Here is a 21,736-nt window from a genome sequence, read left to right on the forward strand (position 1 = left end):
GGCGGCCGACCGCCCTCCCGGTCGGCCGCCGTCGCGACCCACACCCGCTGCGGCGAGCGGGGCGTCAGTAGATCCCGCAGGTCGCGTCCGCGGTCGAGCTCCCGGAGGACCGACCCTTGACCCGGCCGCACGGCGTCGCGGTCTGCACCACCCACGAGCCCACCCGGAGCTCGAACTTGTGCTTCGAGTACGAGCGGCCCTCGTTCGAGACGACTCCCTTGCCGCTCGCGATCACGCCCTCGTAGTCCCAGCCGGGCGTGGACGTCTCGCCGCCGTAGTCGGCGATGCGCGCGCTCGTCACCGAGCTCCCCGACGAGCACCACGACCCGACGTGGTAGTAGGTGTAGAGCGTGTTGCCCGCCGCGGCCTTGGGCGCCCACGTCCAACGCTGCGACCAGCAGCCCGTCGCGAGCGGCGAGACGCGCAGGCCGGTCAGGCGCGCGGTCAGGAGCGAGCTGACCGCCGCGCCGTCGGTCGGCACCTGCGCCCCGACCACGACGTCGACGGTCGCGGGGAGCAGCGTCGCGAGGAACTGCTCGCGCTCCGCCGGCGTCAGGGTCTCCAGGTACGCGACGAGCTGCGGGTCGAGGTCGTCGCCGACCGTGTCCTCGGCGCGTGCGGCAGAGCCTCCGGCGACAAGCAGCGCCGCGGTCAGCACCGCGGTCACGAGCTTCTTCACGTGGTGCACGAAACCCCCTTGTTGGGTCGACGAACGGCCCTGGCCGCCGCAGGTTCCTACCAAAGCAGAGTTCTTTGCAACAATCACTACCTTGCGCAGCAAGAGACTGCTAGGTTCCCCCACATGGCCGCAGAGTCAGACGCGCTGCTGACGCAACTGCGCAAGGGGGTTCTGGAGTACTGCGTGCTCGCCTGCCTGCACTCCGGCCGCGCGTACGGGCTCGAGCTGGCGACACGTCTGTCCCGTCACCAGGTGCTCTTCGCGAGCGAGGGCACGCTGTACCCGCTGCTCTCCCGGCTGCGCCGGCTGGGCTGGGTCGAGACCACCTGGCAGGAGTCGACGAGCGGTCCGCCGCGCCGGTACTACGAGCTCACCCCGGACGGACGACCGGCCCTCGAGCAGTTCACCCGTGCGTGGGAACCCTTCCGGCAGGACGTCGACACCGTGCTGGCAGAGTCCCGATGACAAGGACGACACCCATGTCAGAGCACCCGCTGGTCCAGGCCTACCTGGCGGACCTCGACCGCGCCCTCGTCGGGTCCGACCCGCGCGAGCACCAGGACACGCTCGACGCGGTGCGCGAGCACCTCGAGGAGGCGCTCGGGGAGGAACCGACGTCCGACGACGTGCGTCGCGTGCTCGCCGGCCTCGGCTCGGTCGACGCGATCGCCGCGGGCACCACCCCGGTGGTCGTTCCGCCGGCGGTCACGGTCCTGCCCGCCGCGCCTGCGCCCGGCAGGGCGGACCCCGGCGCACTGGTAGCGCTCGTCGCCTCGCTCGTCGCGGTGCTGACCCTGTTCCTCAGCCCGTTCGTCGCGATCCCGCTCGCGCTCGTGGCGCTCGTCGTCGCGATCCTGCGGGTGCGGCGGCCCAGCGGCCGCTCGACGCTCGCCTGGTCCGCGCTCGTCGTCTCCGGCACGACGCTCGTGCTCAGCACCGTGCTGGGCCTCCTGCTCATCGCGGTGGGCGACAGCTCCCCCGAACCCGGCCCGGTGCACAGTGAGCCCGCGGCCGAGCGCTGACGTGGCCGCCCAGCGGTCAGCCGACGCCACGCGGGCCGTCCGCCGGGCGGCGTACCTGCAACGGCGCGCACTGCTCGCGCTGCCGCTGCACCAACGCATCGCGCTCGTCCTGCGCGGTGCGGGATCCCAGCACCCACCGGCGGCACGCACCACGCCGTGACGCCGCCCACCCGACGCGCACCCCGGCTGCGAGGCCGCGTCGGACGACCCGCTCCGCAGCCGCGACCTGAAGGAGTCCCCGTGCACCGCCCGACCGCACGGTCCACCGTGCCAGACACCGTCCCCTCCGCCTGGGCCGCACGCGAACCCGCTCGCGAGCTCCTGGTGATGTCCGCCTCCGCACCCGACCGCTGGACGCCACTGCCGGCGGCTGAGCTCGGGCCGCGACTGGCCCGCCTGGACTCGGGCGAGGCCCTGATCGTCACGCTCGAGGTCACCGACACGCGCCTGGCCCAGGTGGTCCGCGCCGTGCCCGGCGAGGGCACGTGCTTCCTGGTCGAGCTCACCGGCGAGCTCGGCACGCACCAGATCGGCACCAGCAACGACCCGGCGGCGGCCGTCACCGTCCTGCCGCGCGTGACGCGCCGCTGCGGTCACGCACCGCTGGTGCGCGTGGGCCCGGGCTGGCGGCACACCGCCCGGACGGCACCCGCGCTCGTCCTGTCGTGGCTGCTGCGCGGCAACGTCGGCGCGCAGTACACCGTCGCACCCTTCCTGTGCGGGGGCTCGTGCCCGTCGCAGAGGACCGCATGACGTCGCGCCCCCTGCGCAGTACGTGAGGCAGGGTGCGGCTGAGCAGGGGGCAGCCGCACCCGACGCACGACGAGGCCCCGGATCGGGGGAACCGGGGCCTCGTCGTGCTGGTCGTCGACGCGAGCGTCAACGCACTCGCGTCACTTCGTGATCGTCACTTCGCGATCGTCACTTCGTGATCGTCACAGCGTCCGTCCCGGTGCTGGCGGACAGCGTTCCGCTGCCGCCGTAGACGGCCTTGATCTGCAGCGTGCCGACGGCCGTGCCGGACACGGAGACCGTGGCCTTGCCGTTGGCGCCGAGCGTGGCCGTGGTGACGAGCTTCCACGAACCGCCCTGCTGCTTCGTGTAGACCTTCACCGAGGCGCCGGCCGTGGACGCTGCCGGGGTGACCGCGACCGTGGCCGAGATCTTCGCGCGCAGCTTGGCCTTCGACGCGGCCGAGACCGACGTCTTCGTGACCTTCTTGACCACGCTGACCGCCGTCGCCGACGAGGTCGACGCGGCGTAGCGGGCGTCACCGGCGTAGACCGCGCGGACCGAGAGGGTCGCGGTGCTCGTCGGTGCCGTGAAGGAGTACGACGCGGTGCCCTTGCTGGTCAGGGTCGCGGTGGTGGCCGTGGACCACGCACCGGTGCCCTTCTTGACCTGCACGGTGACCTTGCCGCTCGGCTTCGTGCCGGCGATCCCGCCGGACAGCGTCACCGTGCCGGACACCTTGCCGCCGACCGTGACCGACGTCGGAGCCGTGGCGGCCGCCGCGGTCGCCCGCTTCGCGATCGTCACGTCGGCCGAGACGGTGCCGCTCGCCGCGACCTTCGCGGTGCCGTCGAACGTCGCGGAGACCGTGTACGACCCGGGCGTGAGCCCGGCCGGGAGCGCGACCGTCGCCGACCCGCCGACGAGCGTGAGCCGCTGCGACGTCGAGCCGTAGGTGAGGGTCACCGTGCCGGTGGTCGAACCGCCGACCGCGACGACCCCGGTGACCGGCGTGCCGTACACCGAGTCGGACGTGCCGAGCGCCAGCGCGATCGTCGACAGGCCCTTGGCGAGCAGGAACGAGACGACCTGCGACGACGAGGACGCGGCCGTGGCCGTCTCGCCGAACGTCGCGGTGATCGCGTGCTCACCGGCGGCGAACCCGTCGGCGACCTCGAGCGTCGCGACGCCCTCGACCACGTCGGCCGTGCCGAGCACGGTCTCGCCGTCGAGGAAGGTGACCTCACCGGCGACCTCGACACCCTCGACGGCCGCCGTCAGCGTGACCGGCTCGAGGATGCCCGGGAGCTCCGGGGCGAGCGAGAGCGTCGTCGACGTGGGCGCCAGCACCGAGACCGTGCCGGTGGCCGTCCGGCCCGAGCCCGCGGCGAGCGCCGTGAGCTCGGCGGTCCCGAGCGCCGCGTCCTGCGGGACGACGAGCGCGGCCGTGACCGTGCCGTCGCCGGCGGCGACGAACGAGCCGACCGGGACGCCACCGAGCGTGAACGCGACCGACTCGGCCGCGCGGAACCCGCTGCCCGTCACCGTGACGGTCTCGCCCGGGCCGACCTTCTCGACGCCCGGGGTGAGCGTGCCGACCGTCGCGGAGAGCTCGGCGCACGGGTCACCCTGCACGCCGTACGCGGGGGCCGGGGTCCCCGCCGTCACGCCGTCGTCCTCGCGGACGACGAGCGGCGCGAACGCGTCGGTGCCCATGACGGCGTTGCTCGTGTTGGTCACCGACACCGTGTAGGTGGTCGTGGCCGCCGAGCTCGCCGCCGCGTCGCCATAGGTGGCGACGGGGACCGTGGTGCACGTCTGGCCCGGGGCGAAGACGACCTTGGCCATCTGCATCCCGGCCTTGGCGGTCGCGGTCGTGCCGCCGATCACCGACACGTAGGCAGTGACGGGCTTCGTCGCGGGCTTCGACAGGACGACCGGGACGAGTGCCTCGTCCGGGCCGTTGCCCTCCTCGACCCGTACGGGCGCCGTGTTGACCGTGACCTCGGTCGTGGCCGTGGCCGTGCCGAGTGCGGACGACGCGAACGCGAGGTCCGTGAGGTACACGCCACCGCTGACCGAGTCGCCGAGGCCGACCGCCGCCTTGATCCGGACCTCACGCACGTCCGTCAGGTCGATGTCCACCGACTCCAGCGGGAGCCGGACCTCGTGCAGCACGATCTTGCCCAGCGTCGTGGGGTTCTGCGTGCTCTGCGGGAGCCGGACCAGGGCATTCGGGTTGAGCGCCGAGACCGCCGTGGTGGAGGTCGCACCCGTGCCGTCGACGAGAGTCACCGTCAGGTCCGTGCCGGCGCCGTACGCGACCGACTCGTCCGGCGAGGCCTTGAGCGTGAGGAACTCGTGCGCCGAGGCGTCACGCGCCGAGCGCGGGACCGAGACGCGGATCTCGCCCGTGCCGTTGGTCCACTGCATGCGGGTCATCGGGCTCGCGGGGACGTCACCGCCGAAGCGGACCGAGGTCCAGTGCGGCAGCTGCGCCGAGGCGAGCGTCGTCGAGCAGTACGGCAGGACCTGCGGGACCGCGCGTCCCGACATCGACGCGCACAGCGTGGCCGTGGCCGTGCCGTACGTGCGCACCGCACCCGCCGTGGTGAACGTCGCGATGTCGGAGCGGGCGGAGGCGGGCTGGGTCGCCGAGACGCGGATGTCGAAGTCCTTGATCGAGTCGACCTTCGCACCCGAGCCGTCGAACATCGGCAGGAACTCGTCCTCGCCACCGACCGTCAGGCGGAACCAGCCGGCCATGAGCGTCGTGCCCGTGTCGTACTGCTCGTCGTCGGTGAGGCGGATGGTCGTGTCGACCGCCGCGCCCGTCGTGCCGCAGACCGAGTCGGTCGAGCGGGCCGAGGTGGCGTTGGTGCCCGACCAGTCGTCGGACGTCGACAGGGAGTACTTCGACGGCGTCCAGACCGTGTTGAAGAAGTTGTGGTTCGCACCCATGACCCACACGTCCGTGCGGAGCACGTCGTCGTCGAACGCGTAGCGCGAGTCGTCGTTCATGTGCTGGCCCTGCTGGCTCGACACGTCGCCGTCGCAGTAGGGCAGCAGCAGCATCGTCGGGATGTTCGGCGTCGTCATGCGGCCGAAGTCGACCGGGGCGAGCGGAAGGATCGAGACGATGTCGAACGGGTCGTCGAGGCCGGCGTTGAGCGTGGCCGCCGACGTGACGCCCTCACCACCGCGCGAGTGGCCCATGAGGCCGATGCGCGAGAAGTCGAGCTTGCCGACGAGGTCGGCGGGCGTCAGCTCGACGATGTCGTCGTCGAGCGCCGCGGCGGGCAGGTCCGCCGTTCCCGCGAGCGCGTCGGCGAGCGTGACGTCGGCGTCGGTCTGCGCGTCGTGCAGCGTCGTCGACTTCCCCTCGTTCGCGTCCTCGAAGATCGAGAGCGTGTCGAGGATCAGCTGGCCGCGCGCCTGCGCGCCGTAGTCGAGCGCGAGCTGGTTGTCGTTCGCGTTGATCGCGTTCGCGCCGATCGAGATCACCGCGTAGCCGTGGCTGGCCAGCGCCTCGGCGGCGCCGTCGTAGCCGGCGTAGCTCGGGATGTTGGTCTGCGTGGGCAGGCAGGGCCAGCGCGCGGGGTTGCTGCCCGCGCCGTTGCACGACGTGTGCCGGCCGTGCAGGAACAGCACGACGGGCGCGGCCTCGTCCATGTCGGGCAGGTAGACCTTGCCCTCGACCTCTCCACGGATGCCGCTGATGCCGGCGAGCTCGATGGCCTGGTTGCCGAAGGAGTACAGCGCCTTGGTGTAGGAGTACTCGCCCGGGACCGACGGGTCGGGCGTGCCCTGCGGCGCGTCGTCGATGTCCTCGGGCTCCGGCGCGGGGTCGACGTCGGCGGGCTTGACCGACGTCGTCCCGGCGTCGCTGAACCAGCCGGCCGTCACGCGCTTCGCCGTGAGGACGGAGGCGTCGTCCGTGAGGGCCGTCAGGGTGCGGCCCGAGGGGGACTCCGTGGCGAGGCCCACGGCCTTGCCGTCGACCAGCAGCGTGGGGGCGTCGCTGCGGATCTCCAAGGGACGGTCGAGGTCGAGCGTGACCTCGTACATGCCGCCGAGGTCGGTGACGGTCCAGTTGTCGCCGGAGGCGACCTCACCGTTCGTGGTCGGGGTGGCGGCAGCGTTCGCTGCTGTGGCCACCGTGGTGAGTGTTCCTGTGGTGAGCGCTACGGCGAGGGCAACCGCCGTGAGTCGGCTCGAGCGCGTCGAGGTTCGCACGTCGTTCCTTTGCTTCCGGGAGGTCCCGACGGGGGCGAACGGGACCGACGCCGACGCTACGAAGCGGCGCGCACGCTAGATGAGGTGCACATTTCCAGCGCGTAAATCATGTGCGGAGCATGTTTTCTGCGCGTTACGCGCCCGGAGCAACTACTACCGAATCACCCAGGAGGCGGCGCTGGTGCGCCGAGCGGCATGACCGGCGACCGAGCTCGCCGTGACCGTGGCAGGGCACGCGTCGGGCCACACGCGGGAGGATCGGGAACGACGAAGGGCCCGGCCGTCTGGCCGGACCCTTCGACATGGGTGGAGCTGAGGGGATTCGAACCCCTGACCTTCTCATTGCGAACGAGACGCGCTACCAACTGCGCCACAGCCCCTTGAAGCGGGCTACAGACTAGCCCACGCAGGCGCCCCAAGAAAAATCGAGTCGGTCGGGTCGGTCGACACGCCGCTCAGGCTCACTGCCCCGACGCACGACGACGCGCGAGCACGGCGTCGAGGTCGATCGAGCCGGTGGTCGCCGGCGCGCTGACCTCGGCGGGCACGGTGGCGGCCGGGGTCGACTCGACCACCGGCGACGCGACGGCCGCCGCCGTCGAACCCTCGAGGTTCTGCAGCGCGACGGGCTCGCGGCGCGGCGCCTCGGGCTTGAGCGAGTACGTGGGCTTGGGCACCGGGACCGGGGACCACGAGTCGTCGACGACCACGCGCGCGATCATCTGGGTCGGCGAGTCCGACGGGCGCACGGCGTGGCCCGTCACGGTGGGCTGCGGGACGGCGCGCGTCGCACCGGTCAGGGCGCGCGTGGCACGGGCCCGCGCCTCCTGCGCGGCGCGCGCGGCCTCGGCCATGCGCTCGGCGAACGCGGCGTCGGCCGCACGCCCGGCGACCACGGCGCGACGGCCGAGCACCAGGACGGTCGTCAGGAGCGCGCCGGGGACGGCTCCCGCGACCCAGGTCACGGCGGGGACGGCCGCGGCGACCACGACACCGACGACCGTGAGGATCACGAGCGAGGTCGCGAGCACGCCGCGGCGCCGGGCCGCGGCACCTCGACGCGCGGTGGCGGCCGCGTGCTGCGCACGAGCCTGCGCGGTGCGGCGCGCGAACTCGGCGGTGAGCCTGTCGTGCTGCGCTGTGGGTCGGTCCACGGTCCTGCCTCCTGTCGCGGTGCTCGTCGCTGCCACGAGCACCCCTCTGCCGGGGGTCAGCAACCCCGGCGTGCCGGCAGGTCGGCAGTCGGGTCCGGTCACCGGCGCCTGCGCCCGGGCGCGACCCGGGCGGTCGCTGACCGCGACCACACGCAGTGCGTCGGAGAACCGGTCGTCGACCCGGGACTCCACCAGCTGTTGCCGGTACCGCAGCTTGTGCGGCACCAGGTACGCCACCCACAGGCCGACGAGCGCAAGCGCAATCGGTCCGGTGAGATCCTTCACGCCCCGACGTTAGGGCGGTGCACCCCCCTGGTCGCGCACGCGTCCGGCGTGTCGCACGGCGCATCCCGACGAGTTCGGCACACCCCCGCCAGATCGCGCCTCCGGACTGCCGATCCCGCACGAGAGTGCCGACCTCGTCGGAGCCCTGCCGAAGCCGCCGGCCGGGCGGCAGCGGAAGGGGCCGGCCGACGCGACGAGCGCGGGTCAGGGGGCGGGGCGGGTGGCGCGGTAGCGGGCCAGGAGGCCGTCGGGGACCTCCTCGGCGGTGAGGGCGAACGAACGGTGGTCGCACCAGCGGTCGCCGATGTGCAGGAACCGCTCGCGCACGCCCTCGTCGCGCAGGCCCAGCTTCTCGACGACGCGCAGCGACGGCCGGTTCTCGGGCCGGATGTTCACCTCGATGCGGTGCAGCCCTACGGTCGTGAAGCAGTGGTCCACCGCGAGGGCCACCGCCACAGGCATCACGCCGCGCCCGGCGACGTGCTCCGAGAGCCAGTACCCGATCGCGCCGGACCGCAGCGAGCCGTAGGTGATCGAGGAGACCGTCACCTGCCCGACGAGCTCGCCCGCGTAGTCCACCGCGAACGGCAGGCTCGTGCCCGAGCGCGCCTGCGCGGACAGGGTGCGCACGAACTGCGCGAACGTGGGCCGCGGGCCGTCGACCGGCACGGGGCTGGTGGCGTCCCACGGCTCGAGCCAGGACTGGTTCTGCGCGCGCAGCTCGAGCCACGCCGGCCCGTCCCGGCGGCGCAGCGGCCGCAGGCGGACGAGGTCGTCGACGAGGACCGCCGGCCAGCCGTGCGCCATCAGCCCTCCAGCACCAGGCAGTGCACGACCTGCCCCGGCGCGACGGTGGTGTCCTGCTCGCCGACGACCGCGAGCGCGTTCGCGTGCGCGAGCGCGCTGACCGTCGGTGCGAGCGGGTCGCCCAGAGCGGTGACCCGGTAGCCCTCCTCGGGCGAGCCCAGCACGGTCGCGGGGACGAACTGCCGCAGGCCCGTCGGCGCGGTCCAGCCGTGCGTGGCGCGCGCGGCGACGCTCGGCCGGTACAGCTCGGAGTGACCCGCCATGGCCCGCAGCGCGGGACGCACGAACACCTCGAACGACACCTGCGCCGCGACGGGGTCGCCCTGCAGCGCGAAGATCGGCACCGTGCGGTCGGCGCCCAGCTCGGTGCCGACCGTGCCGAACCCGTGCCGGAACCCGGGCGTCATCGCCACGTGGTCGAGCCGGACCGTGCCGAGCGTCGCGAGCACGTCCTTCACGGTGTCGCCGACGAGCTCGGACAGCCCGCCGGTGATCACGACGAGGTCCGCGCGCACGAGCTGGTCGTCGAGCGCCTCGCGCAGCGTGCCGCGGTCGTCGGGCAGGATCCCGACGCGCACGGGCGTGGCCCCGGCGTCCCGGACCGCGGCCTCCAGCGCGTGGCCGTCGGTCTCGAACACCGCGCCCTCCGGGGGCCGCGCGCTGCCGGGCTCGACGAGCTCGTCGCCCACCGACAGCAGCACGACTCGCGGCGTGGGGTGCACGTGCAGGCGACCGTGCCCGAGCGTCGCCGCGAGCGCGAGCTGGCGCGCCCCCAGACGCGTGCCGGCGGTGAGCACGACCTCGCCGGTGCGGACGTCGGCACCGACGGCCCGCACGTGCTGGCCCGCGACGGCCGGGCGCTGCATCGCGAATCGCGCCGCGCCGCGGTCCGTCTCCTCGACGGGCACGACCGAGTCGGCACCGAGCGGTAGCGGGGCGCCCGACGACACGCGCACCGCCTGGCCGGGAGCGAGCCGCAGCCCCGACGGACCGCCGGCGCGCACGTCGTGCGCTACGGGCAGCGTCAGCTGGCTGTCGTAGCCCGCGCCCGCGGTCTCGTGCGCCGCGACCGCGTACCCGTCGCGCGCGGCGACGGCGACGGCCGGCACGTCCCTCGTCGCGACGAGGTCACGCGCGAGGATGCAGCCGGTCGCGTCGTGCAGCGCGACGTCGAGGGGCGCGACCGGCCCCACGGCGGCGAGCACGGCCGCCAGGTGGTCCTGGACCGATCTCATGCGGGCATTGTGCCCCGCCCCAGGGGTCAGGCCTTGCTGCCCGCGACGTACTGGACGAGCCAGTCCTTGAAGTCGGGGCCGAGGTCCGGACGATCCACCGCGATCCGGACGACGGCCTTGAGGTAGTCGAGGCGGTCGCCCGTGTCGTACCGGCGTCCGCGGAACACGACACCCGTGACGCCGCCACCCCGCTCGGCAGGCATGTCCATGAGCGTCGCGAGGGCGTCGGTGAGCTGGATCTCCCCGCCGCGCCCCGGAGCGGTCTGCTCGAGGACGTCGAAGACCGCGGGGTGCAGCACGTAGCGGCCGATGATCGCGAGGTTCGACGGCGCCTCGTCGACCGGGGGCTTCTCGACGAGACCCGTGATCCGCACGGTGTCCGCGTCCTCGTCGCCGTCGAGCGGCTCGACCGCCGCGCAGCCGTAGGAGGAGATCTGCTCGGCCGGGACCTCGAGCAGTGCGATGACCGATCCGCCGAGGCGCTCCTGGATCTCGAGCATCGGGGTCAGCAGGGCGTCGCGCTCGTCGATCAGGTCGTCGCCCAGGAGCACGGCGAACGGCTCGTCGCCCACGTGGTGCTTGGCCTGCAGCACGGCGTGGCCCAGACCGCGAGGCTGGCCCTGCCTCACGAAGTGCACGTGCGCGAGGTCGGTGGACTCGCGCACCTTGGCGAGGCGTTCGGTGTCGCCCTTCGCCTCCAGCGCTGCCTCGAGCTCGGGGACCGCGTCGAAGTGGTCGGCGAGCGTGCGCTTCGAGCGACCGGTGATGAGCAGGACGTCGTCCAGACCGGCCGCGACGGCCTCCTCGACGACGTACTGGATCGCGGGCTTGTCGACGACCGGGAGCATCTCCTTGGGCGTCGACTTCGTGGCCGGCAGGAAGCGGGTGCCCAGACCGGCGGCGGGAATGACTGCCTTGTGGATCGTCATGTCGGAACGCTAGCCGCGCACCGCGCGCCCCGCCCAGGGCAAGCGAGTGTGGCGTGGGTTACGTCGACGGATCGCCGTGCGCGGTTCCGGACGCGTTCACGACGACGTCACGCCCGGCCGTCGGACCGGCCCCGACGAAGCCGGCCTGGGCACCCCGGAGGACGGTGCCGGCCCGATCCTTTGCGACACTGGTGCCATGAGCAGCGCTGCCGACTCGTCGAACCGCGCAGGAGCACCGGAGCCCGAGGAGGAGAAGGAGCAGCTCCGCGCGTCGATCCGCAAGGCCCGCGCCCACCGCTCGCAGCGCCGCCGCGACGAGGCCGCCGCGGCCCTCGCCGACGTCGTCGAGTCGATCCCCGCGGTCGCCGCCGCGCGCTGCGTCTCCGTCTACGCCGCGCGCGCGACCGAGCCCGCGACGTCCGTCCTGCTCGAGCGCCTCGCGGCGCGCGGCGTGCGGATCCTGCTGCCCGTGCTCGGCGCCGGGTTGCAGCGCGGCTGGGCGGAGTACGCCGGCGCCGACGACCTGCGCGAACGCGCTCCGGGACGTCCTCCCGAGCCCGGCGGTCCGACGCTCTCCGCGCAGGCCCTCGCCGACGCCGACGTGATCATCGCCCCGGCCCTGGCGGTCGACACCGCGGGCGGCCGCCTCGGTCAGGGCGGCGGCTGGTACGACCGTGCCCTCGAGCACGCCCGCGCCGACGCGCTCGTCGTCGCCGTGGTGTTCCCCGAGGAGGTGCACGACGCGACGCTCGACCCGCTGCCGCGCGAGCCGCACGACCGTCGCGTCGACGCCTACGCCACGCCCGAGCGCTGGGTGCCCCTGACCTCCTGAGCCCCCGCGCCCCCGGCCGGCGCCGACGGGCGCCCGGTCACGGGTGCAGCGTGAGCCTGTCGACCGCGTCGGCCGTCGTCGCGGCCGACGTGAACGGCCACGGGAACGTCTCCCCCGCCGCCCACGGGCCGAACTGGTCGCTGTAGTGCGGGCTCGCGGGGTGACCCGACGAGCCGGTGAAGTTCACCCACGTCGAGGAGTCCAGGTCACCGAGGTCGACGACCATGCGCATCGACGGCCCGGCCGTCACCGCGTAGCCCTCGGACGCGTCCCACGCGGTCGCGTCGACGATCGACGGCCCGCCCCCGACCCCGATCGGGTCGGGGTTGACGAAGTTTCGCACCAGGCCCGGGATCGACGCGCCACCGAGCACCGGGTGCTCGGGCGCGGCCGAGTGCAGGCGCCCCCAGCGCCACGAGCCGGCGTCGCGGCCGAGCTGCTGCGTCAGGGACAGTCGGGCCGTGATCATCGCCTGGTAGAGGATCTCGTCGCGACCCTCGAGCAGCCCGGGGGTCGTGCGGTCGTCCCACCACGGCGACGCCGGGTCGTCGAGCAGGCCACGGACCACCTCGAGCCAGCGGGAGCTGCCGTCGGGCAGGTCGCCGTCGGGCAGGTCGTCGGCGAACGTGAGCTCGAGCAGGGTCTTCCACACCGCCGCGAAGTACGCGGCCGCGGCCGAGTCGGCGCTCGAGACGCGGTCCCACGACCGCAGGAGCTGCTGGCCGTCGTCCTCGAACGTGTCGACGATCCCGATCCGCAGGAGCCACGGCACCAGGACGTCGGCGTACGGGTTGTGCTGGTCGTTCTGGAGCGCACCGACGTCCTGCACGCTGATCTTCTCCCCCGCCGCGATCGCGGACGCGAGCTGCGAGCCGATCCGCTGCGAGCGGTAGCCGTAGTCCCAGTCGTCGGTCAGGAACGGGCCCACCCCCGCGGGTGTGACCGCCTGGTTCGCCGCGACGACGTAGCCCTCGACCGGGTCGAGCGCGCGGGGCATGACCTCCGGGTCCACGTAGCCCTGCCAGTCGTACGCGGGGTCCCACCCGGGCCGCGGCCACGTGCCGTCCGAGGGCACAGCGCCGACGATCGTGTTGCGCACCGGGATGCGCCCGGGCGCCTGGTAGCCGATGTGGCCGTCCGTCGTCGCGAAGACGATGTTCTGCGACGGCACGTCGAGGAGGCGACCCACGCGCGCGATGTCCTCGGCGTCACGGGCCGTGTCCATCGCGAGGACCGCGTCCGCGGTGCGTCCCGGCGCGAGCGCGGTCCACGCGAGCGCGACCTCGTACTGGCGACCGGTGATGCCGTCCGCGAGCGGCGCACGCGCGACCGCGTCGACGTCGATCACGTCCGAGATGATCGGCCCGTGCGCCGACTGGCGCACCTGGATCGAGACGTCGTCGCCGCCGTTGACCTTGATGACCTCGTTCCGGACCGTCAGCGGCACGGTCTGGTCGCCGCGCAGCGCGCGTCCGTCCTCGACGCGCTCGAGGAAGAAGTCCGTGACGTCCGCGCCGAGGTTCGTCAGCCCCCACGCGAGGTCGGCGTTGTGGCCGATCACCACGCCCGGGAAGCCGGCGAACGAGAAGCCCGAGACGTCGTACGGACATGCGTCGTCGACCGTTGCGCAGCGCAGGCCCACCTGCGTCCAGATGCCCGGGGCGGAGATGCCCAGGTGGGGGTCGTTGGCCAGCAGCGGCGCACCGCTCGCGGTGTGCTCACCCGCGACGACCCACGAGTTGGACCCCACGCCCTCGCCCTCGCCGACGAGGTGCGGCACGGCGTCGAGCGCCCGCTGCGCGCTGTCGAGAGCGCCCTGCAGGCCCGAGTCGTCGAGGTCCAGAGAGGTCGCCGTCGCTGCGGCCAGCTCCGGCGTCGCCAGGTCCTGCGCGCTCAGGATCGGGGCGTTGAGGTCGTACGGGTAGGCGGGGAACAGCTCGTCGACGCGCGTCACGTCGCGGACCGAGGCGTACGCCCGGGCCCGCGCGAGCTCGTCGTCGTAGTTCCCGCGCAGGTCCCACGCCATCGCCTTGAGCCACGCGAGCGAGTCGACCGCGTCCCACGGCTCGGGCGCGTCGACGTCGACCTGCAGCCCCAGCACCGTGTACTCGACCGCGATCTGCGACGGCGCCTTGCCGTCCAGGTAGGCGTTGACGCCCTGCGCGTACGCCTCGAGCGCGGCCCGCGTCGTGTCCTCGACCAGCCCCAGCTCACGCTCGGCGACCCGGCGCCAGCCGAACGTGCGGATGACCTTGTCCGCCTCGAGCGCGTCGTCGTTCTCGCCCACGAGCTCGCTCAGCCGCCCCGCGACGACGTGCCGGCGGTAGTCCATCTCGAAGAACCGGTCCTGCGCGGCCACGTAGCCCTGCGCGAGGAACAGGTCGTGCGGGTTGTCGGCCGTGATCGTCGGGACCCCGCGCGCGTCACGCGTCACGGTGACCTCGTCCCGCAGGCCAGTCACCTCGAGGGACCCGCCCACCTGCGGCAACGGGCGACGCACGACGACGAACGCCGCGACCGCGGACGCGACGAGCGCCACCACCAGGACGATGGCGACGGACAGGAGAGTCAGACGAAAGGCACGGCTACGCACGTCTGCGAGGGTAGTGCCGCCTCGGGACCCTCGCCGTCAGGAGGCAGCCGGAGCCGCGGCCGTGGCGCTCGTCGTCGAGGACGAGGACGAGCTGCTCGACGTCGTCCCGGAGGTCGATGCGGACGACGCGGACGCCGTGCTCGCCGCCGGCTTGGCGCTCTCCGACGGGACCGCCGGAACCGACGACGACTTCGCACCCGAGCGCGCGTCGTTGCGGTAGAAGCCGGAGCCCTTGAAGACCACGCCCACCGAGGAGAAGACCTTGCGGAGCTTGCCCTCGCACTCGGGGCAGACCGTCAGGGACGAGTCCGAGAACGACTGGTGGATGTCGAAGGCGTGGCCGCACGCCGTGCACGCGTACGAGTAGGTGGGCACCGGGTCTCCTGAGGGTTCGTTCGGTGTGTCTCGTGCGGTGGCCACCGGGGACCGACGCGGGTCGCGCCGCCTGGCACTCGCACGTTCCGAGTGCCAATGGTAACGGCGTCCGCAACCCGCCCATTCCCTCGGCGATCCCGGAGTGCGCCCGCGGCGGGTCGCCGAGTCCGGGCCAGGCGCACCGAGGACCGCCGGCGCTGGGTCGGCGGTCCTCGGTCGGGCGGGCGTCAGACGGTCGGGGCGGGCGGCGCAGGCGGTGCGCTGGGGCCGTCCGCCGGCTTGATCGTGGGCGGGTTCGAGACGTCGGCCGACAGCGCCGGCGTGGGGCGAGCGGCCAGCAGGTCGCGGATCTCCTGCAGCAGCAGGATGTCCTCGGCGGGCGCCGCGGGCTCGGGCTCCTCGCCGCGCTTGCGTCGGGCAGCGAGCTTGTTGAGCGGCAGGACGACGAGGAAGTAGATCGCCGCTGCGGTAAGCAGGAACGTCAGCAGCTGCGTCAGGATCACTCCGACACGGATCGGGTTACCACCCTCGTCGCCCCACGTGTACGGGCCGATGCTCCACAGGTTGTTCAGGTCTGGCTGCCCGAAGATCCAGCCGATGAGCGGGTTGAGGAACTCCTCGACGACCGCCTTGACGACGTTTCCGAACGCGGCGCCGATGACGACACCGATCGCGAGGTCGACGACGTTGCCGCGTGCGATGAAGTCCTTGAAGCCCTCGAAGACCTTGCCGAGGCCCTTCGCCCCGGAACCGAGGGTGGTAGTGGCCGAGCCGAGCGGGGACTGAGTCACGTGAACCTCCGTTGAGCTGAGCGGCCGTGGCCACTGCGACGTTCGATCATGGCACGACGACCGCGGACAGCAAGGCGGAAACGGCCGCACCTGACAACGCGGCCGCCTCGTCGGGCGAGACCGCGACCAGCACGGGCGCCGAGTCGCCGCCAGCGAGCCCTGCTGACCACCCCTGGTCCTGCGCGCCGGGCGGGACCGGCAGCACGAGCGCATGCCGCGCGACGACCACGCCCTGCGTCCCGGTCTCGGCGGCGGCGGCGAGCACGTCGATGCGCGTGCCGGGCCGCAGGAGCGCGGCCATCGCCGGGTCGGCGAGCCGCACCGCGGCGACGACCGTCCCGGGCGGTCCCACGAGCCCGCCCGACGCGAGCAGCCCGGGCACCACCGGCAGCCCGGCCGGCACGGGCACCGCGACGTCCTCGCCGACGACCTCGTGCGTGCTCGTCGTCGTCCGCGTGAGCGCGAGGCCCGCCGGGACGCGGGCGACGCGCACGTCCGTCGCGGCGATGGTCGTCCCCGCCGGCAGGTCGCGCGCCGCGACGACCACGGCCTGCGTCTGCGGCTCGGGCGGTCGCAGCACCTGGAGCGCCGACGACACCGCGATCCCCACGCCGAGCGCGGCCACGACGAAGCGCCACCGCCACAGCACCCCGCGCCACGCGACCTTGACCGGCCGCCTGCGCCGCTCCAGCGGCGGTACCCCGCCGTCCACCCATCCCCGCACGGGGGCGACGCTAGGCGCGCGTCCCGAGGTCGCGGGACCCACGCGGCCGGCGCTGTGGACGACCGCACCCCGCTCGGGGCTGGGGTCGGGTCGCGCCTACCAGTGCGGGGGCTTGTCCTGGCGCAGCCGGTCGTCGTTGTCGTCGCGGCCGCCGCCCCAGCCGAGGTCGGAGTCGTCGGCGCTACGGGCCGCGAGCAGCGCATCCGACGAGCGGTCCGGCACCGGGGCAGCCGTCGTCCCGGCGAGGGGCGTCGCGGTGGCCGACGTGGAGGCGGCAGATGCCGGAGCGCCCGACGTCGGGGCGCCGGCCGTGCGGGCGGGCGGCGCCGGGAACGCGCTGCGGAGCACGGTCTCGTCGGTGCCGACGGTGCCCGACGGGCGCACGGCCCGACGCGGCCGACGCGCGGTCGGCGTGGGAGCCCCCGTCGCGCCCGCTGCCCCTCGCTCGTGGTGGTCGCCGCCCATACGCCGATCATCCCACCGGGCGGGCGCGGGAGCCGTCAGCTCAGCGCGCGGGCGATGGCGGCGCGGACGGCCGTGTCGATGCGGTACGAGCGACGCGTGACGCCGAGCTCGTCGCGCAGCTCGGCGGCAAGGTCGTCGCGCGTGCGCTCCACGCCGTCCGACGTCAGCCACGCGACGAGGTCGTCGAGCTGGTCGTCGCTGTAGGCGGCGATCGGCAGGCCGCGGCGCACGTCGGGACGCGGGAGCGTCCGCACGGGCAGCGCGGGCTGCTCGGAGCGGACGACCGCGAGGGGCCGCGACACGGGCGGGGCCTCGACCGTGGGGTCGGGAGCCGTCGCCGCACCACCGGGCGTCGTCATGGCGGCGGACGTCGTGCTGCGCGTGACCTCGGGCATCGGCGCGCGGGACTTGCGACCGCGCCCCTGGCGTCGGCGCGCACGGCCCCGGGCCTCGTCAGCCGCGGGCTCGGCCTCGGCCGTGTGCTCGACCGGCTCGTTCTCCGGTCGACCGTTGCCGACGGGGGCGTGGCCGACGGCCGCGGCCTCGGCTGCGGTCGCAGCGGTCGGCGAGCTCTCCACCTGCTCGGGCCGGACGACCTCGGAGGCGGCGACGGCATCCAGGTCCGGGACACCTCCGACGGAGGGAACGGCATCCGTAGCCGGGATACCCCCGGTGGACGGGACGGCATCCGCGGCCGGGACGATCTCGGCGGCGGGCACCACGGCCTGCCCGACGACGTCCGCGGGCACGCCGGTCGTCGCGGCCGCGAGCGCCCCCGCGTCCCGAGCGGCGGCGCGTGCCGGGCGTTCGGCGCCCAGCGCACGCTCGTCGTCGGTCCACGACTGCGGCAGGCCGATCACGGCGGTCCCGGTGCGGGGCTCGACCGGCGCGGGGACGGCGGCGTGCACGTGCCGACGGATGCGGTCGACCTCGGCGTCGGGGTCGAGGAACGCGGCGGCGGACCACACCCGCACGACGGTCCACCCGAGCCGCTCGAGCCGGTCGGCCGTGAGCCGCTCACGGACGCGCACACTCGGCTCGGCGACGTAGGCCTCGTCGTCCGTGAGCACCGCGACGAGCATCCGGCCCGGGAGCGACGGGTGCCCGACGACCATCGGGATGCGCTGCCCGCCGGGCACGCCGTAGTCCAGCTCGACGATCAGGCCGTGCCGCCACAGGCGCTCGGCGAGGTCCACGAGGAGACGGTCCGGGTCGACGGCGTGCGACGCGGGAGCGGTCTGGCCGGTGCCGCGCTCGGCGGCGAACGCCAGCAGGTCGTGCAGGAGGCGCGGGCCGTCGCCGCGCAGGCGCTCGGTGTCGAGGTCGTCGGCGCCGAAGCACGAGACGACGACGAGCCGGTGCCGTGTCGAGCCGAGCGTGTCGAGCAGGAGCGCGGCGCCGCCGGGGCCGGACAGGGCGCCGAACGTGTGCAGCACGCGGCGGTGCGGCGTGCGTCCCAGGCCCAGCGACAGGATCACGGCCTCCCGGTGCAGGCCCGCGACGCCCGTGAGGTCGGTGACGACGAACGGCTCGGGCCGCGCGGGGTCGAAGAACGCGGCGAGCGCGGGGTTGGTGCGGACCTCGTCGAGCACGGCCTCGCGGACGGCCTCCGCGTGCGCCGGCGTGACCGTGACGACCGCGAGCGACTCCTCGGGGCGGCTCAGCACGTGCTCGAGCACGAGGTCGACGACGTGCGCGACCTCGGCGGTCGTCGTCTCGACCACCCCGGACGTCTGCCCGGGCATGCCGGTGCCGTCGACGACCTCGAGGCGCACCAGCGGCCGGCTCGTGGGCAGCGGCGTCGCGACGAGCGCGTCGCCGTACCCGTGCTCGGCGAGGAACGTGGTGAGGTACGGGTCGCGCGCGACGGAGTCGGCGCGCAGCGTGGCGCGCGGCAGGACGGCCGCGAGCTCGCGCACCGCGCTGCCGGACGCGCACCGGGCGTCGCCGACGACGACGACCTGCCGCCCCCGGGCGAGCGCGGCGAGCGCGACCTCGGTGGACAGGTGCGCCGCGGCACCGAGCACGACGAGGTCGACGGTGCGGGACGCGGGCAGCACCTGCGGCACCAGCATGGGGCTCGCGACGAGCACGGGACGCAGCCGCCGCACCACGTCGGGGTAGCGCGCGAACGTGTCGCGCAGCGACGTGATGCGCTCCTCGACGAGCTCGGCGAACAGCTCCTCGGCCTGCTCGCGGTGCCGGCGCAGCACGGCGCTGACCTGCGCCGCGACCGCGGACCGGACGGGCAGCGCGAGGCTCGCGACGTGCGCGCGGTCGAGCTCGGCGTAGCGCGCCGTCATGGCCCCGAGCGTCTCGCCGTCGTAGCCCGCGAGCGCGGGGTCCTGCGCGAGGATCTGCTCGATCACCGTGCTCCACCACGCGAGCTCGAGCTCGGCGGGTGCGGCCTGGGGCGCGACGCGCCGCTCGGCGAGGTCGTCGACGAGGTCGCCGAGGCCCGCGGCGCGCAGGCCGTGCAGCAGGCCGGTGCGGTCCGGCAGCGTCTCGAGCGCGTCCTGGGTGCCGCGCAGGCGCGCGAGCCGCTCGGTGAGCGCGGTCAGCGGCGTCGCGCACAGACCGGCGCCTGCCGGGGTCGTCGCGAGCACCTCGTCGAGCGCCTCGAGGTCCTCCCGGATCCCCCGGTACTCGCTCTCGAGCGCCTCGAGCCCCTCGGGCAGTCGCGGCCAGCCGCCGCTCGGGCAGTGGGCCTGCCAGATCTCGCGCCGCGCCTGCACCTCGACGAGCGCGGCATGCAGGTCGGCGACGGGGCGTCCGGGACGCACCATGTCGCGTGCCTGGCGCCGCAGCCGGCGCCGCAGCCAGAAGCCCATGGTCACGCCGTGCTCGGCCCGCCACTGCTTGGTCGCGGTCGCGGCGACCAGGTCGGCGGCGGTCCGCTCGAACACGATCGGGAGGAACAGGTCGAGCGACGCGCGGACGCCGTCGAGCATGCGCAGCTGCTCGCCCCAGGCGTCGACGGTCTCGGCGGGCAGCAGGCCCGTCTCGGTGTCGACCTGCACGCTGCGCTCGGCGAGGCGCGGGAGCGTGTCGTCGAGCAGGCGCGTCAGACGACGACGCGCGACGTCGGCGTCGGCGTGCGTGCGCAGGTCCGCGCCGTACCAGGGGGTGTCCCCCGGCCGCACGGAGTACGCCCCGAGCTCCCCCGCGCGGCGCAGGTCGGCCGCGAGGCGGGAGCGCGTGGCGTCGTCGAGCGCGCTCGCCACGTCGGGGGTGAGCCGCACGCTGGTGCGGGGTGCGGGCCGGGTCGAGGTGAGCCGCGCGAGGTGCTGCAGCGCGTCGTAGGCGGAGACCCCGAACGGCTCGCGGGGCGTGTGCAGGCTCGTCACGTAGCCGCGCAGCGCCTCGCGGTGGCCCACGAGGTCCGAGCGCAGGGCCTGGACGCCGCGCACGTCGACGACGGGCGCCTCGACGGTCATCGCGCCCAGCAGGCGGCGGGTCGCCGCGGTGCGCCAGCCCGCCTCGGGCGCGATGTCGAGCAGCAGGTCGTGCAGGCCGTGCGCCGCGAGCCGCTCGGTGAGCGCGACGGCCGCCCGCCGGTGGCCGGGCACGTAGAGCACGGTGCGTCCGGCGGCTGCGGCGTCGGCGACGATCGCGGCGATCGTCCCGGACTCGTCCGCACCCGTCGGGCTGTCGACGAACAGGTGCGACCCGGTCGCGACGACGTCGAGCACGTGCTGCTGCGCGGGGTCGAGGTCGCCGACGCCGCGCTCGTGCGCGGGGTCCCGGTCGCCCTCGACCACGGCGGGCAGTGGCTGGTGCAGGCGCGCGAGGTCCGCCTCGACGCCCGCGAGCGCGGTGAGCACCTCGTGGTGCGCGGCGCCCGCGGCGAGGTTGTCGAGGTCGTCGACCAGCACCTGGCCGGGGTGGACGAACGTGCCGACGACGACGCGTTCGGTCATCGCGAAGTCCTCGAGCACGGCCTCGCCGAGGGAGGCGAGCCGCTGCAGCGCGCTGCGCGGGTCGAACCCGCCTGGCGTGAACGCGCCGCGCGCGACCGCCGCGGGGTCGAGCAGGGCCCCGCGCGAGCGCAGGGCGCGGGCCAGGACCGGGTTGACCTCGAGCGACGGCTCGAGCGCGAGCTCGTAGTCGCTCTCCCCCGTGCCGCGGGCACGCAGCGCGACGGGTCGCAGCAGCACGGGCGCGTGCAGCCGGCGGGGCTCGGCCGGGGCCTGGTCGGGCGACGCGGCGGGCGACTGCGCGCGCGTGACGCTCGCGAGGGCGACGACGTCGTCCTGCCCCACCTGACCCGCGGTGCGCTCCGTCCACGTCGCGACGCCGATCGCGAGCGACGTGGGCGCGATGCCGTACCGCTGCTCGTAGGCCGCTGCGCGCGAGCCGACCGCGCGGGCTCGTCGTCGTGCGGCCGAGAGCGCCGCACCCTCGCGCACGAGGTTCGACAGGCGCGTCTCGCGCCCCGCGAAGAGCTGCGCCATGCCTGACGGGTGCGCGGCGGACAGGTCGAGCGCGGCCTCGCCGAGCAGGTCGATGTCCGCGAGCGTCGAGCCGCCCGCGGCCTCCACGAGCGAGCCGCGCCACGTGGCGAGCGCGCTCTCGACGAGCTCCGCGTCGGACGGGGGCTCGACGAGCGCGACAGGTCCGCCGGTCTGCTCGTCGGCCGACGACGCGTCGCCCGAGGCGGGTCCGGCGGTCGGGGTGGTCGTGGGGTCGGCCTCGTCAGGGCCGGGCCCGTGGTCCGAGCCGGCTCCCGTGGCAGAGGCACGCGCGGGGACGGTCACTCTGCGACGGTAAGCGCTGGCGTGTCAGGCTCGGCCGTGACGCGCCGAGGGCGCACGAGTTGTCCGCCTTCAGTGGTGACGATCCGCATGATCGCGCGGCTCGCATCGATACGGCCCCGC

At 74.5% G+C, this 21,736-nt stretch carries 16 protein-coding genes and 1 tRNA gene; 4 read left to right on the plus strand and 13 right to left on the minus strand.

Going from position 1 to position 21,736, the window contains the following annotated elements:
• Positions 1–64: 64 nt before the first annotated feature.
• Positions 65–688, minus strand: a complete 624-nt coding sequence (locus CGE01nite_RS10105) for a hypothetical protein (protein WP_048343633.1) — start codon at positions 686–688, stop codon at positions 65–67.
• A gap of 114 nt (positions 689–802) precedes the next feature.
• On the opposite strand from CGE01nite_RS10105, the gene CGE01nite_RS10110 reads away from it, so the two are divergent.
• The 3 genes from CGE01nite_RS10110 (at position 803) to CGE01nite_RS10120 (ending at position 2,454) form a co-directional block, all read left to right on the plus strand.
• Positions 803–1,144 carry a PadR family transcriptional regulator gene (locus CGE01nite_RS10110; RefSeq protein ID WP_141370666.1) on the plus strand — a complete coding sequence of 114 codons (342 nt, stop codon included), beginning with the start codon at positions 803–805 and terminating at the stop codon, positions 1,142–1,144.
• Positions 1,145–1,158: 14 nt separating this feature from the next.
• Complete coding sequence (locus tag CGE01nite_RS10115; protein WP_141370668.1) at positions 1,159–1,701, plus strand: HAAS signaling domain-containing protein; 543 nt, start codon at positions 1,159–1,161, stop codon at positions 1,699–1,701.
• Positions 1,702–2,028: 327 nt separating this feature from the next.
• Entirely contained in the window at positions 2,029–2,454 is a 426-nt protein-coding gene (locus CGE01nite_RS10120) for a hypothetical protein (protein ID WP_170210937.1), read from the plus strand.
• Between the two features lie 168 nt (positions 2,455–2,622).
• Here the strand turns inward: CGE01nite_RS10120 and CGE01nite_RS10125 are convergent, their stop codons facing one another.
• From CGE01nite_RS10125 to galU, 6 genes are all read right to left on the minus strand, one after another.
• A complete protein-coding gene (locus CGE01nite_RS10125; protein WP_141370672.1) occupies positions 2,623–6,591 on the minus strand; it encodes an Ig-like domain repeat protein in 3,969 nt (1,322 codons plus the stop codon).
• Between the two features lie 385 nt (positions 6,592–6,976).
• Positions 6,977–7,049, minus strand: a tRNA-Ala gene (locus CGE01nite_RS10130).
• A gap of 81 nt (positions 7,050–7,130) precedes the next feature.
• Positions 7,131–8,108, minus strand: coding sequence for a hypothetical protein (locus CGE01nite_RS10135; protein WP_141370674.1), 978 nt, complete (start codon positions 8,106–8,108; stop codon positions 7,131–7,133).
• A gap of 204 nt (positions 8,109–8,312) precedes the next feature.
• On the minus strand, positions 8,313–8,915 hold the full coding sequence (locus CGE01nite_RS10140; protein ID WP_141370676.1) for a GNAT family N-acetyltransferase: 603 nt from the start codon (positions 8,913–8,915) through the stop codon (positions 8,313–8,315).
• Positions 8,915–10,150, minus strand: coding sequence for a molybdopterin molybdotransferase MoeA (locus tag CGE01nite_RS10145; RefSeq protein WP_141370678.1), 1,236 nt, complete (start codon positions 10,148–10,150; stop codon positions 8,915–8,917). The genes CGE01nite_RS10140 and CGE01nite_RS10145 overlap by 1 nt, the downstream gene beginning before the upstream one ends.
• A 26-nt stretch (positions 10,151–10,176) precedes the next feature.
• Positions 10,177–11,079, minus strand: a complete 903-nt coding sequence (gene galU, locus CGE01nite_RS10150; protein ID WP_141370680.1) for a UTP--glucose-1-phosphate uridylyltransferase GalU — start codon at positions 11,077–11,079, stop codon at positions 10,177–10,179.
• A gap of 196 nt (positions 11,080–11,275) precedes the next feature.
• Here galU and CGE01nite_RS10155 point away from each other — a divergent pair, with 196 nt between their 5' ends.
• Entirely contained in the window at positions 11,276–11,911 is a 636-nt protein-coding gene (locus CGE01nite_RS10155) for a 5-formyltetrahydrofolate cyclo-ligase (RefSeq protein WP_048342421.1), read from the plus strand.
• 37 nt (positions 11,912–11,948) lie between these two features.
• On the opposite strand, the gene CGE01nite_RS10160 is transcribed toward CGE01nite_RS10155, so the two are convergent.
• The 6 genes from CGE01nite_RS10160 to CGE01nite_RS16960 form a co-directional block, all read right to left on the minus strand.
• A complete protein-coding gene (locus CGE01nite_RS10160) occupies positions 11,949–14,504 on the minus strand; it encodes a penicillin acylase family protein (protein WP_255318495.1) in 2,556 nt (851 codons plus the stop codon).
• 36 nt (positions 14,505–14,540) lie between these two features.
• Entirely contained in the window at positions 14,541–14,879 is a 339-nt protein-coding gene (locus CGE01nite_RS10165; RefSeq protein ID WP_141370682.1) for an FmdB family zinc ribbon protein, read from the minus strand.
• 227 nt (positions 14,880–15,106) lie between these two features.
• Positions 15,107–15,670: a large conductance mechanosensitive channel protein MscL gene (gene mscL, locus CGE01nite_RS10170; protein ID WP_053071583.1), complete on the minus strand. Its 564-nt coding sequence runs from the start codon at positions 15,668–15,670 to the stop codon at positions 15,107–15,109.
• Positions 15,671–15,716: 46 nt separating this feature from the next.
• Entirely contained in the window at positions 15,717–16,394 is a 678-nt protein-coding gene (locus CGE01nite_RS10175) for an SAF domain-containing protein (RefSeq protein ID WP_229747259.1), read from the minus strand.
• Positions 16,395–16,490: 96 nt separating this feature from the next.
• Positions 16,491–16,778 carry a hypothetical protein gene (locus CGE01nite_RS10180; protein WP_141370684.1) on the minus strand — a complete coding sequence of 96 codons (288 nt, stop codon included), beginning with the start codon at positions 16,776–16,778 and terminating at the stop codon, positions 16,491–16,493.
• A gap of 116 nt (positions 16,779–16,894) precedes the next feature.
• The gene (locus CGE01nite_RS16960; protein WP_229747260.1) at positions 16,895–21,616 is read right to left on the minus strand and encodes a PDDEXK-like endonuclease domain-containing protein; all 4,722 of its coding nucleotides are present in this window, start codon (positions 21,614–21,616) and stop codon (positions 16,895–16,897) included.
• Between the last annotated feature and the right edge of the window lie 120 nt (positions 21,617–21,736).

It is taken from the genome of Cellulomonas gelida, from assembly GCF_006538725.1.
Taxonomy (GTDB): domain Bacteria; phylum Actinomycetota; class Actinomycetes; order Actinomycetales; family Cellulomonadaceae; genus Cellulomonas; species Cellulomonas gelida.

What these genes read in the sequence shown, in the direction of transcription:
- CGE01nite_RS10110 (WP_141370666.1), top strand. Translation starts at nt 803, where the DNA reads ATGGCCGCAGAGTCAGACGCGCTGCTGACGCAACTGCGCAAGGGGGTT.
- CGE01nite_RS10115 (WP_141370668.1), top strand. Translation starts at nt 1,159, where the DNA reads ATGTCAGAGCACCCGCTGGTCCAGGCCTACCTGGCGGACCTCGACCGC.
- CGE01nite_RS10120 (WP_170210937.1), top strand. Translation starts at nt 2,029, where the DNA reads ATGTCCGCCTCCGCACCCGACCGCTGGACGCCACTGCCGGCGGCTGAG.
- CGE01nite_RS10140 (WP_141370676.1), bottom strand. Translation starts at nt 8,915, where the DNA reads ATGGCGCACGGCTGGCCGGCGGTCCTCGTCGACGACCTCGTCCGCCTG.
- CGE01nite_RS10145 (WP_141370678.1), bottom strand. Translation starts at nt 10,150, where the DNA reads ATGAGATCGGTCCAGGACCACCTGGCGGCCGTGCTCGCCGCCGTGGGG.
- galU (WP_141370680.1), bottom strand. Translation starts at nt 11,079, where the DNA reads ATGACGATCCACAAGGCAGTCATTCCCGCCGCCGGTCTGGGCACCCGC.
- CGE01nite_RS10155 (WP_048342421.1), top strand. Translation starts at nt 11,276, where the DNA reads ATGAGCAGCGCTGCCGACTCGTCGAACCGCGCAGGAGCACCGGAGCCC.